The organism is Bombella dulcis, from assembly GCF_026385505.1.
Taxonomy (GTDB): domain Bacteria; phylum Pseudomonadota; class Alphaproteobacteria; order Acetobacterales; family Acetobacteraceae; genus Bombella; species Bombella dulcis.
The window spans coordinates 59,194-71,454 of the sequence record NZ_JANIDV010000005.1 but is presented as its reverse complement, the minus strand read 5'-3'; the positions used below and the strand labels follow the sequence as shown (position 1 = coordinate 71,454).

The 12,261-nt window shown below is 56.3% G+C and carries 14 protein-coding genes and 1 tRNA gene; 8 read left to right on the top strand and 7 right to left on the bottom strand.

Annotated features, from left to right (window positions below; genetic code table 11):
• Positions 1–90: 90 nt before the first annotated feature.
• Positions 91–1,050, top strand: coding sequence for a glycosyl transferase (locus tag NQF87_RS07760; protein ID WP_266127838.1), 960 nt, complete (start codon positions 91–93; stop codon positions 1,048–1,050).
• 5 nt (positions 1,051–1,055) lie between these two features.
• On the opposite strand, the gene NQF87_RS07755 is transcribed toward NQF87_RS07760, so the two are convergent.
• The 4 genes from NQF87_RS07755 to NQF87_RS07740 all read right to left on the bottom strand — a co-directional run bounded on the left by NQF87_RS07755 (position 1,056) and on the right by NQF87_RS07740 (position 4,467).
• Entirely contained in the window at positions 1,056–2,564 is a 1,509-nt protein-coding gene (locus NQF87_RS07755) for an efflux transporter outer membrane subunit (RefSeq protein ID WP_266127837.1), read from the bottom strand.
• 1 nt (position 2,565) lies between these two features.
• A complete protein-coding gene (locus NQF87_RS07750; RefSeq protein WP_266127836.1) occupies positions 2,566–3,477 on the bottom strand; it encodes an HlyD family efflux transporter periplasmic adaptor subunit in 912 nt (303 codons plus the stop codon).
• Between the two features lie 15 nt (positions 3,478–3,492).
• Positions 3,493–3,687 carry a DUF1656 domain-containing protein gene (locus tag NQF87_RS07745; protein ID WP_266127886.1) on the bottom strand — a complete coding sequence of 65 codons (195 nt, stop codon included), beginning with the start codon at positions 3,685–3,687 and terminating at the stop codon, positions 3,493–3,495.
• A 336-nt stretch (positions 3,688–4,023) separates the two neighbouring features.
• Positions 4,024–4,467: a hypothetical protein gene (locus NQF87_RS07740; protein WP_266127835.1), complete on the bottom strand. Its 444-nt coding sequence runs from the start codon at positions 4,465–4,467 to the stop codon at positions 4,024–4,026.
• Between the two features lie 498 nt (positions 4,468–4,965).
• Between NQF87_RS07740 and NQF87_RS07735 the strand changes: the two genes are divergently transcribed.
• The 7 genes from NQF87_RS07735 (at position 4,966) to NQF87_RS07705 (ending at position 9,796) form a co-directional block, all read left to right on the top strand.
• A complete protein-coding gene (locus NQF87_RS07735) occupies positions 4,966–5,868 on the top strand; it encodes an extracellular solute-binding protein (RefSeq protein ID WP_266127834.1) in 903 nt (300 codons plus the stop codon).
• A 19-nt stretch (positions 5,869–5,887) separates the two neighbouring features.
• Positions 5,888–6,382 carry a YcgN family cysteine cluster protein gene (locus tag NQF87_RS07730; RefSeq protein WP_266127833.1) on the top strand — a complete coding sequence of 165 codons (495 nt, stop codon included), beginning with the start codon at positions 5,888–5,890 and terminating at the stop codon, positions 6,380–6,382.
• A gap of 6 nt (positions 6,383–6,388) precedes the next feature.
• Positions 6,389–7,060, top strand: coding sequence for a M48 family metallopeptidase (locus NQF87_RS07725; RefSeq protein WP_266127832.1), 672 nt, complete (start codon positions 6,389–6,391; stop codon positions 7,058–7,060).
• Positions 7,061–7,076: 16 nt separating this feature from the next.
• A tRNA-Leu gene (locus tag NQF87_RS07720) sits at positions 7,077–7,163 on the top strand.
• A 97-nt stretch (positions 7,164–7,260) separates the two neighbouring features.
• On the top strand, positions 7,261–7,536 hold the full coding sequence (locus tag NQF87_RS07715) for an ATP-binding cassette domain-containing protein (RefSeq protein WP_266127831.1): 276 nt from the start codon (positions 7,261–7,263) through the stop codon (positions 7,534–7,536).
• Positions 7,537–7,592: 56 nt separating this feature from the next.
• On the top strand, positions 7,593–9,029 hold the full coding sequence (locus NQF87_RS07710) for an ATP-dependent nuclease (protein ID WP_266127830.1): 1,437 nt from the start codon (positions 7,593–7,595) through the stop codon (positions 9,027–9,029).
• Positions 9,030–9,037: 8 nt separating this feature from the next.
• A complete protein-coding gene (locus NQF87_RS07705) occupies positions 9,038–9,796 on the top strand; it encodes a tetratricopeptide repeat protein (RefSeq protein WP_266127829.1) in 759 nt (252 codons plus the stop codon).
• A gap of 28 nt (positions 9,797–9,824) precedes the next feature.
• On the opposite strand, the gene NQF87_RS07700 is transcribed toward NQF87_RS07705, so the two are convergent.
• From NQF87_RS07700 to rplM, 3 genes are all read right to left on the bottom strand, one after another.
• On the bottom strand, positions 9,825–10,910 hold the full coding sequence (locus NQF87_RS07700) for a branched-chain amino acid aminotransferase (RefSeq protein WP_266127828.1): 1,086 nt from the start codon (positions 10,908–10,910) through the stop codon (positions 9,825–9,827).
• 225 nt (positions 10,911–11,135) lie between these two features.
• A complete protein-coding gene (gene rpsI, locus NQF87_RS07695; RefSeq protein ID WP_043558030.1) occupies positions 11,136–11,639 on the bottom strand; it encodes a 30S ribosomal protein S9 in 504 nt (167 codons plus the stop codon).
• 11 nt (positions 11,640–11,650) lie between these two features.
• A complete protein-coding gene (rplM, locus tag NQF87_RS07690; protein WP_266127827.1) occupies positions 11,651–12,121 on the bottom strand; it encodes a 50S ribosomal protein L13 in 471 nt (156 codons plus the stop codon).
• Positions 12,122–12,261 lie beyond the last annotated feature (140 nt).

Sequence of the window (12,261 nt, the reverse complement as noted above, 5' to 3'; positions counted from 1 at the left end):
GGTGTGCCTATAAGATAAGGTCAATAGAGACTGAACGTTCACTTTCCCATTTCCTGCTCCCTTCCATGATCCTGTCAAAGACCATCCTTCATGCCTCATGCTGACAGCCTTTCTCCTGCCGATGCGGTACCCCGCCGGCTCATCATTACGGGCAGTGACAGCCGTTACTTTCCTCTTCTTCAGGAGCTGATCGCCTCCATCCGGGCTTTCCCGGTACTGGCCGGTCTGGAAATCGGCTGCATTGATGGCGGGCTGAAGAAGAAACAGGTCACATGGCTGGAACAGAACGGCATCACCGTCCGCTCCCCGAAACAGTTCCCCCATGTCTCACGATGGGCCTTGCGGCGACGGCCCAATCTAGCCATCGAACTCTCCAAGATGTGGCTGGACCAGCTCTTCCCGGAACATGACACGCTCCTGTGGATTGATGCGGATGCATGGGTGCAGGACTGTCAGGCCGTGGAGCTGCTTCTCCGGGCCGCTGAGCAGACCCCACATACTCTGGCCATCACGCCGGAAATCTTCCTGCACAAACCGCTCTTCCGCCTGCGCTGGCTGCCTTTCGGCCTCGTGAGGCTCCGTTCCATCCTGTACAAGAATGCCCGGCTGGCACGGCTGCCCCGCCCGATCTGCCGCAGCATCGGCGTCCGTCCGACCCTCAATGCCGGTGTGTTCGCCCTTTCCCGCATGGCACCGCACTGGCCCCGCCTGCAATACTGGCAGGGCGTGGCCCTGCGTCATGGCAAGATATTCAGTTCCGGCCAGCTGGCCCTGGCCCTGACGAGCTACCATGATGGCTACGCCACCGCCCTGATGCCTGCCGGATGCAACTATCTGGGACCGTGGCAGCTTGACCCGCAGACAGGCCTGCTCTGCGAAATCACGTTCCCTCATGATCCCGTCGGCATCGTTCATCTGGCTGGTCATGATGCCATGCGGCTGGACCCGGCCACCACGCTGGACGTCCCCGACCGGATGGGAGGAACACACGCCCTCAATCTGCGTTTCAGCACGATGCGGACCTACCGGACACTGCACGGGCTGGACTGACCAGCCTACCGGCTGAAGGCCCGCAGGATCATGTCTTTGCTTTCATGCTGTTCCACCTTCAGGGTCGTACTGGACAGCTCCCGCCCCTGCCAGCCAGCACCGAAGGCAACATAAAGCGAGATGGCGTCATCCATGCGCTTTCCCGTTGCCGAAACGGCGGCGACCCGGCGGGACAGGTAGGTCTGCTGGGAATTCAGGACATCAAGATACCCTGTCAGCCCCGCAGCATAGAGCTTGCGGGCACGGGACAGGGCCAGGCCAGCCTGTGCGGCGGCTTCCCGTTCCTCACGCACCAACTCATTGTCCTGATGCCAGTCATCCAGACTGTCCTCCACTTCCCGGAACGCATTCAGGACGGTCTGCCGGTATTGCAGGCGGCTGGCTTCCGCCTCGCTTCTGGCCTGGGCAATCTGGGCACTGTATTTCCCGCCATGCAGGACCGGCAGGGACGCCATCATCATGACGTTCCAGCTCATTCCCCCCAGCTGGAACGCCTGATAGGCCGCTGACGCATTGGGATTGAATGTCAGCGGAATGCTGAAATTGGGATACAGATTGGAAATCGTGATCCCGATGCGGGACACACTGGCCGCATAACGCCGCTCGGCGGAACGGATGTCAGGCCGGTTGGTCAGCACGGTGGAAGGCAGCATGGCCGGGAACGCAGGCAGGGTCGGTATGGGCCGCCGCTCTTCCAGGTCAGGCTGCTCCTTGCCGGGCATCTCGCCCATCAGCACATTGATGGCATGGATGAGCTGTTCCTGCCGTGCCCGCAGGGGGGGAAGACGGGCCAGCTCGGCATGTTCTTCCGTCCGGGACTGGGCAATGGCAAGGGTATTGCCGACACCATTATTGAAGAGCCGTTCCACCAGATGGGTGCTGTCACGGGCCGTGCGGATGGAGTCTTCCGTCACGCTCATCCGTGTCTGGATGGTCCGCAGCTCGACATAATCCGTCACCAGCTGGCTCAGCAGGGAGAGAAGCAGCCCCCGCCGCTCCTCGATGCTGACTTCCACCAGCCGCTTGCGCTCCTGCACCTGCCGGGAAATATGACCGAAAATGTCGATTTCCCAGCTTGCCCGGGCACCGTACGTCAGCACAGAGGCATGGGGATGGTTCGCCGGATTGCCCGGCCGCAGGGGCCAGTTATCGACATTGATGGAATAACGGTTGTCCCCGCCCCCTGCATTGGCATCAAGCTGCGGATACCAGTTGGACTGCGCCTGCCGGCGGACGGACTGTTCAGCCAGAACATGCTCGGTCGCCACCTGAAGATCGTAATTCCCCCTGATGGCCTGCTCCACCAGCCGGTCCAGCACGGGGTCCTGAAACTGTGCCCACCAGTCCCGGAGACTGGCCTCCGTCTCGGCGATTTCTTCCTTTGTGGCCGGGTGCGGCTCACTGGCAAAATGGCCCGGCACTTTCATCCTGTCCGGTTTATATTCCGGCCCGACCATGCAGGACGTCAGGAAAAGACAGCTGCTGACAGCAAGGGGAAGAAACCGCATCTTCATTTCACAGATGATCCTGCAACCATGTCGTCAGCAGGCCACGGCCACCCGCCCTTTCCTGCCCAACGGCCACGGTCGCCGTCATGCCGGCAGAGAGGATGACCTCCGGCGGCATCTCGTCAATCTCGACACGGACGGGAATACGCTGTGCCAGCCGCACCCATGTGAAGATCGGGTTCACGTCCGGCAGGCCGAGTTTGTCGGGCATACCATTCGTGTCATTGATGCCTCGGCCAATGCTGACGACATGGCCCCTGAGAATATGCCGATAACCCATCAGCTTGATCCGTGCCCTGTCACCAACATGCACGCCATGCATCTTGGTTTCCTCAAAATAGCCGTAGACCCAGTAACTGTTGGCATCGATCACGGCCATGCGGGGCTGGCCAGCCGTCACATAATCCCCGACACGAAGATTCAGGTTGGTCACATAGCCATCCACGGCCGCATAGACGGTGGAACGCTGGAGATTCAGCAGGGCCATATCGAGAGCGGACCGGGCCTCTTCCACCCGGGCACGGCGTACCTCCATTTCCGAATCAAAGACATCCTGTTCTTCACGGGAGACCACACCACCCAGCCCCTTCCGCCGCCTGGCATTCATGACGCTGAGCCTGTAATCCTCCGTCACCCCGGCCAGACGCGCTCTCGCCTCGTCTATCCTGAGCCTGAAACGCAACGGATCGACCGTGAAAAGAGGGTCACCCTTATGGACGAACTGGTTGTCCACGACCGGCACCGCAACAACCGTTCCCGACACTTCAGGCGTTGCCGTAACGACATAGACACGGACACGGCCATCACGTGTCCAGGGGTCGAGGACATACAGGTCCCACACGACATACCCCAAGCCAATGGCCAGAGCGATGACGACCAGTGTCAGTAATGGACGTACAAGACGCCGTAACCAGTTCATATCCCTGCCTCCACCTCAGACAAAAATAACCAGCAGACAGAGAACGCAGACATAAAGCGCAATCTCGAACAGGGCGACATGCCAGAACCAGCTCAAGACTCCAAGACGCCACAGCACGTAGCGCAGTGCCAGCGTCACCAGCACCGCACAGACGGCATAAACGACTATGGGAGAAACAAAAACACCACAGAGGCTGACTTCTGAGAGCATCATGCGCCGCTATCTCCCCAGAGACCGGGATAATGCAGGCCATATGTCTGACGCTTCGCTCACGTTGCTCCCTATCGCACCTGCAAAAGGTCCGGCTTTCAGCCGGACGGGCCAGACTCTTCCTGTCCGGAACGGATCATACCGGACTTTACTCAAACGGCCAGCGCGAAACACCCTGTCCAGGCCTTTCCCGCCTGCCCACAGGGACAGAAACAGCCCCGCCACCCCGTGGCATCAGTCACGGACCGGACTGACCGGAACAGACGGACGGCCCATAGCAGAAGCGGCCCCTGAAGGCCGCTTCTTTTTTCCCACAAACTGCTGGAACCAGCAAAATCACTTTTTCCGGCGTGCGAAGATACCCCTCACGATACGCCATGTCTGCCCGCCAGCGTAACGGCCCACCGGCCCACTGGCGAGACTGAACAGGGAGGCAAACGCAAAGCTCTGCTTCAGCTCATGCAGCTTCCTGTCCCGCTCCATGCGGGCACGCTCCTCTGCAAGACCTGAGTGACCAGCACGCAGGGCCAGAAGCAGGAAGATGACGGCCAGCAGCACATCAACCCCCAGCACGCAGGCAGCGGAGGCCAGAAGCCCCAGATGGCAGACCTGCTGGAAGAATGCCCAGAAGACCCCATGCAGGCTGATGGCGGCAAACCCAAGGAACACGACGGCTACAATGACGAAAGCAACCCGAAGCCCGTGACGCTTCGCACATTCCTTGAAGATTTTCCCCTGGGCAGCAAGAGCTGCCTGACCAATTTCCAGTAGACCATTCATGATACGACTCCTGCCTATTCCAGATTCATGAAAACGTGCAAAGCTCATGCTGGAGAAAAAACTGGCAAGGCCGTATCCCTCCGCAGGCTACCGCCCCATATAGCACTGCACCAACGAAAACCAAAGCACTCCACCGGTTCCGGATGGAAGAACTTCATCTTCAGAAAAACAGTATCTCTTTTCGAGGATACCTCACAAAAAAGGCACAAAAATGTTCGTTCACACTTTCTCCCGCCATATGTAACGAAGTTTCAAGGATTATTATATACTCTCCCGCCACTTCGACCAGTTCCCGACTTGGCCACTACATATCATAACTGCTCTCACCCTTCATGTCCGTATGGTGCCGCAACACTATGAGAACATCCCGTCCCCAGGGCCACCAACGTCTGCCCCCCCTCTCTACCTGGAGGCCGCCGTCTGTCCTGCCCCGCTACGGTACGTCACGCCTTCAGCCATCTCCTGACGGACATCTGCCCGACCATCCGCTGCGTGGTCATGACCATACTGGCCCTTGCGGCCCTGATGGCGACTCCGTCCCCTCTCAGGGCTGCGCCAACCTATTACTGGGCCATACCGGGGCATAATTTCGTCACCACAACGTCAGAAAATCGCCCCTTCCATTTTCTGAACCGCAGCGGAAACAGCCTGGATGACATTGAACAGCTGACGCTTGCCCGCCCGCAGCATGTGCAGGCCATCATGCTGGACAGTACGGAATCCGCCATTGCCTGTGCCCGGGCGTGGCTTCAGCCCATCCATGCCCTTGGCCAGTGCGGCCAGCCTGCCGGTTTCTTCCGCAGTGTCCTGTTCTGGGACTCCTCCCGCCTCACGGCACCGCCGCACTGGGCCGCCCTGTGGGACGTCGCCCGCTATCCCGGCCAGAGGGCCTTCTTCCGGGGGCCACGCCTGACGCTGGAACTCGCCCTGCTGGCTGATGGCGTCCCGCCAAAGAAAATCTACGCCCAGCTCTCCACATCAGCAGGGATCGACAGGGCCTTTCACAAGCTCAGCCAGCTCCGGCCCTATATCATCTGGTGGCGTTCTCCTGCGGAAGCCTATCATATCCTCCAGGAACAGACGGTGCTGATGGGCATAACGCCCAGTGCCATCATTCTCTCCCCCCAGACCAGAAACACCCTGGCACGCCCCTATCAGGCCCAGATGAAGAACATCCTGTACAGTCCGGCTGTCTGGAGCATCCCGGCCACGCTCCCTGCCGAAAAATCCAGCGAAACAAGGAAAATCCTCCTGACCGGCCCGCCACGTCTGGCCAGCATTCCTGACCCCATGCCGACCGAATCACTTGAAATCAGTGACAGTTTCTGGGCAACACATGCCATCTTCCTGAGTGAGCGTTTCAATGCATGGCTTGCTCAGTCTCCACCACCCGCTCCTTAAAGGCAGAGCCGTTCCAACGATGACAGATCCGCTTCCCTTCTGGCAGACCACTTCCCTTCAGAACATGACACCAGACCAGTGGGAATCGCTCTGTGATGGCTGCGGCCGCTGCTGCCTGAACAAGCTGCGGGATGAAGATACGGATGACATTGTCTGGACGGACGTGTCCTGCCGTCTGCTCGACACCAAGACATGCCGCTGCACTGATTACGAGAAACGCCACCGCCGTGTCCCTGACTGTGTCTCCCTGACACCTGAGCTTCTGGATGACATAGACTGGCTCCCACCCAGCTGCGCCTATCGCCTGCTGCATGATGGCCTCGACCTGCCGGACTGGCACCCCCTCCGCAGTGGCACCAGCGAAACGGTCATCAGGGCCGGAGCCTCTGCCAGTGGCCGCTGCATCAGCGAACGGCGGGCCGGAATGCTGGAGAATCACATCGCTGACTGGCCCGGGGAATGGCCGGAACATTCCGCACCCTGCATCTCCCTGCCCCACAGACATGACGGCTGAAACCTGATGCTCGCCCCGCCTGTTCTCTGGCGTGTGTCTTCACGGGCAAAGCGGATCATTCTTCGTCTGGACATTCGCAGACGGGCCATCATCGTTACCCTGCCCACCGGCGTCACCCGCCAGCAGGGAATGCGCTTTCTCCAGAGCCAGTCCCAATGGGTCGCACAGGCCCTTGAAGACCTGCCCCACTCCGCCGTGGAACAGGGACTGATATGGCTTGAAGGCACGCCCACGCCCATCCTGCCCACCATGACACTGGATGGCCGCACACGCCTGACGAATGATGGGCTGCATATCGGCCACCCCTCCGAGGAACATGCCCGCTATCTGCTCTCCTTCCTGAAACGTCAGGCGGAAGCTCTTTTCCCGCCCCTCTTCCAGCAGCAGAGCCTGCGCATGAACGCCCGCCCCACGAAACTCAGCCTGCGTGATGTCAGAAGCCGCTGGGGCAGCTGCACACGACAGGGGTGCATCATGCTCAGCTGGCGGCTCATCATGGCCCCACCGGACATCTATACTTATGTCATGGTGCATGAACTGGCCCATCTCAGCCATTTCAATCATGGGCCGGACTTCTGGAAACTGGTGGATCAGTACTCTCCGGGCGGACAGGTGGGCCGCAAAAAAGCTGAAAAATGGCTTACACAGAATGGTGCCCGCCTGCTGGCTATGGTATAAGCCCTCCACTTCCTCTGCGCGCTTGGCGGAATGGTAGACGCACGAGACTTAAAATCTCGAGTTCAGTTAGAACGTGCGGGTTCAAGTCCCGCAGCGCGCACCAAGGGGGCTTTCCATAACAAAAACTTCCACCTTGCAATTTAGGATATAGTGCCTACCTTTCCGGGAATTAATCCCATATAGTTCGTTGGCAACATCTCATGATCGAAAACATAAAACTTAAATTTGGCTCAGGCCAAAACACCCCCTCTTTAAAAATTAATCCTCAAAATATTACGATAATTGTTGGCCCGAACAATTCAGGAAAAAGCAAACTACTCAGAGAAATCTATATTGAACTTATGAAGGACGGCATTGAGAATTCGTTTGATGACGAATATTCGTCGCCATTACATGAAAATGAACCCGATGAAAAATATAATGAAAATCTTTTATTGGAAGAGATCATATTTAAAAAAAAGATGAAAAAACCATAGAAGATTTTTCAAAAAATTCAGTAGAAGTTATATATGACTACCTTGATAAGCCTTACATGAATGAATATCAAGAGTGTTTTTTAGAATTAGATAAGGATGATAGAAAATCTTTTTTAGAAGAAGTTTCTTTCTACCCAAACTCACCAGATCACAGACCTTTCTTCATAAGCACTTATACAAACCAATGTACAATTTTTCTTGATGGCCACAATCGTATGGATATCATCAATCAACAACCCATAGGCAACTTACACAATAGACCTGTACTTAGTTTCCAAAAATTATTCCGCAATAACAACTTACGTAACGAATTTAGAAATATAATTTTCAGAGGATTCAATCGCTACGTAGTCATGGATCCGACAGATGGAAAGCACCTTCGCCTCAGACTTTCTCCCACCCCTCCAATATCCGATGACTTAGAAAAAGGACTCAATGAACCATCCATTGAATTCCATAAAAAAGCTCATCTCGTTTCAGAATCAAGTGACGGATTAAAATCTTTCATTGGTATCATATCAGAAATAATTGCAGGTGATCCACGTCTGATTTTAATAGACGAACCAGAAGCCTTTTTACATCCCCCACTTGCTTTCAAACTAGGCCTCGAAATAGCTAGATTGTTGTCTCAAACCGACGGTACAAAGCAGATGCTTGCCGCAACACACAGCTCCCACTTCCTCATGGGGTGCATACAGGCCGGTGTGCCAATCAACATAGTCAGGCTAACACACCGTGAAGGCCATGCAGCCGCCCGTATGTTAGAAAGCAAACGCATATCTCATTTAATGAAAAATCCCTTACTCCGTTCAACTGGTGTAATGGCGGGGCTTTTCTACGAAAGTGTCATAGTCACTGAAGCAGACTCAGACCGAGCTTTTTATCAGGAAATCAATGAACGTCTATTAGAAGCAGGAAGGGGAATACCAAACTGTCTTTTCCTGAATGCACAAAACAAACAGACTATCCCTGAAATACTTGCTCCACTCAGAGAAATTGGCATCCCGGCCGCCGCTATATGTGACATCGATTTCTTCAAATGTGGAAATGATGAACTGAATAAATTTCTAAAATCTGCAAACATTCCTGAACCAAAGAAAAAATCACTTAGGGAAGAAAGAGCAGATATAAATGAAAGACTAAAAAAATCAGAAAAGGAATACAAATCAAAAGGAGGAATATCCATTCTCAAAGGCGACGACCTCCAATTTGCCAAAGAACATATCAAATACTGGAAAGATTATGGGATTTTCATAATCCCCCATGGTGAGTTGGAGAATTGGCTACCTGAACTACAAATACCCAAGTCTAGACACGGTTCAAAATGGCTAATCCCCGCATTTGAAAAAATGGGAGACGACCCAAGTAAGGATGATTATGTCAGACCAGCAAAAGGCGATGTCTGGGATTTCATTGATCAGATTGCAGAATGGCTGAATAATCCCAAGAGAAAAGGAATTCCCCCTCAGACTCCTCCCATGCCCACAGAATAAGGACCATCATGGTTTTCAACCGGCTCAACCAGTTCTTCACCAAATCTTCAGCCTATCGGCCCGAGAAGCCTGACCTGCCGGACAATCTGGCGGAAATATACCGTCAGGCACAGAACGGGCATGTGCTGGAACAGGTGCTCTGGGGGAAAGCCCTGCTGGACAGCCAGTATGTGCCCCGGGATGTGGACCGGGCACGGGAATGGTTCTCCATTGCAGCAGCGGCCAATTACGGGCCTGCCTATAACATGCTGGGCCGCTGTGCCCAGTTCGGCTGGGGATGCCCTCTAAGCCTTGAAGATGCCGTACGCTATTACCGGAAGGCAGCGGAACTGGACGACCTGTGGGGCACCTATAATCTCGGCATCTGCCATATGCGGGGCATGGGCGTGGAAGCCAGCCGACGGGACGCCTTCATGCTCTTCCGCCGTGCGGCTCTGCGGGGCCATGCGAAATCCATGAACCTGCTGGCCCGTTTCATCGAAGAAGGATGGGAAACCCCCGCCAACCCCATCGCCGCACTGGAATGGTATCAGCGTTCCGCTGATGGTGGCGATTACCGGGGCCAGCACAACTACGCCACGGCCCTGGTTGGCCTGGGTCGACCGGATGAAGCCCTGCGTTACTGGCGCATGGCCGTGCAGGACGCCACGCCGGACATCCTTCAGGCCATGTACCGGGAACTGACCCAGCCCGATGCCCCTCAGGACCCGGACCTCATGAAAACGCTTCTTGCACGGCTGGATGCCGCCATGCCGAAGACCAGATGACTGGTCTCCGGCTTTCATCAGACACGTTTCAGAGAGACACCGTGTGAACCCAGCCGAACGGGTCTGCCTCTTCACCACGCTGAAGGGCACAGAGGGCATTGCGCAGCTTCATGGTGACCGGACCAGCCGTTTTGCCATCACCAAAGGCCACGGAACCGGATTCCCGGCGGAATTCGCCAATCGGTGAAATAACCGCCGCCGTACCACAGGCAAAAGCCTCCGTGATCTCACCTGCCTCAGCAGCCCTGAACACGTCATCAATGGCCAGAGGCTCCTCCACCATCGTCAGACCCATCCTGCGGCCCAGCTTGATGATGCTGTCCCTCGTGATGCCCCGCAGGATTGTGCCACCAAGCGGCGGCGTCACCACACTGCCATCCTTGCGCACAAACATGACGTTCATCCCACCCATTTCATCAATGTAGCGGCGTTCCTTCGCATCAAGGAAGAGCACCTGGCTACAGCCATGATCCGTCGCCTCCTGCTGCGGCAGCAGGCTGGACGCATAATTGCCACCACATTTGGCCTCTCCCGTCCCACCGGGGGCTGCACGGGTATAGGTCTCGGACACCCAGACCGGAATGCTGCCATTCCCGCTGAAGTAGCCACCCACAGGGCTGGCCAGCACGATGAACAGATATTCATTAGCCCGCTTCACGCCCAGAAACACTTCATTGGAGATCATGAACGGGCGCAGATAGAGGCTCTGCTCCGGATTGGACGGCACCCAGTCATGGTCAACTTTCAACAGCTCCCTGATGGCACCAAGAAAAAGCTCTTCCGGCAGTTCCGCCATGGAAAGCCGGCGGGCCGAAGCTGCGAAACGGGCCGCATTGGCCTCCGGCCGGAACAGGGTAACGCCCCCGCCCTTGCCACGATAGGCTTTCAGCCCTTCAAAAATCTCCTGCCCATAATGCAGCACGGTAGAAGCTGGATCGATCTGCAGAGGCTGACGGGGAATGATTCTGGCATCATGCCAGCCCTTCCCGTCCGTGTAGCGGATGACCGCCATATGATCCGTGAAGACACGCCCGAACTTCGGGTCCACCATCAGGGCCTGTCGCTGCTCGGCTGATGTGGGGGTCGCTGTCCGCTCAATGCTGAACTCTGCCATGATGTTTCCTGCCTTACCGGTCAATTCAGAGGAGTTACATTTCGGAAATTATGTGCTGTTCCGTCAAGGGGATAATATACGAAATACTGTGTCCCATAATAACATATTTTTGAAATTTTATTTCATCCAGCCCAAACGGCTGCCGCCATGACACCAAGAAAAAACCCCCACCCGGAAGGGTGAGGGTTTTCCCGGCACAAGCCAGTTTTCCGTGAGACTGAAAGATCAGCGTTTGGAGAACTGGAAGGAACGGCGAGCCTTGGCCTTACCGTACTTCTTACGCTCGACAACACGGCTGTCACGGGTCAGGAAGCCGGCCATCTTCAGCACGCCACGCAGCTCCGGCTCATAATGAGTCAGGGCACGGGAAATGCCGTGACGGACAGCACCGGCCTGACCGGAAAGACCACCGCCAGTAACCGTGCAGTACACGTCAAACTGGTTGTAGCGGTCTGTCAGCAGGAAAGGCTGTGTGATCAGCATGCGCAGCACGGGGCGTGCGAAATAGTTCGTGACCGGACGGCCATTGACGGTGATCTCACCCTTGCCCGGCTTGATCCACACACGGGCCACAGCGTCCTTACGACGGCCCGTTGCATAGGAACGGCCCTGCGCATCACGCTTGGCTTCGTAGACAGGAGCTGCATTGGCAACAGCAGGAGCCGCATTGGCCAGGTCCTGCAGAGTGCCGGTAAGCTCGGCGGCGGGACGCTCTTGAGTTTCTGACATGTTGGCAGGCCTTACTGACGTTTCAGGGTATTCTTGCGGTTCAGGGAAGCAACGTCCAGCTTGACGGGCTTCTGGCCCTCATGCGGGTGCTCCGTACCGGCATAGACATACAGGTGCTTCATCTGGGCACGCTGGAGCGGACCACGGGTGATCATGCGCTCGACAGCCTTCTCCACGACCTGACCGGGGTTCTTGCCCTCGAGACGCTGCGTGATGGTACGCTCCTTGATCCCACCCGGATGGCCGGTGTGGTAGTGGAAAAGCTTCTGACCGACCTTGTTGCCTGTCAGGGCGATCTTCTCAGCGTTGATGACGACAACCGCATCACCACAGTCAACGTGCGGTGTGTACTGCGGCTTGTGCTTGCCACGCAGACGGGTGGCAATGATGGTGGCGAGACGGCCCAGAACCAGCCCTTCGGCATCGATCAGGATCCAGTTTCTCGTCACCTCCGCGGGTTTCAGCGAAAGTGTGGTCTTCATGACGTATCATTTCCAGTTTGAGGTGCCGCAACATCGCAGCACCAGGAAAAGGGCTGTCCCCGACGATGCCCCGCCCGTGACAGGCAGAACATCCCGAAGCCGGAAACAGATTCAGGATGTGGCCTTATTGCGGGTGAGAC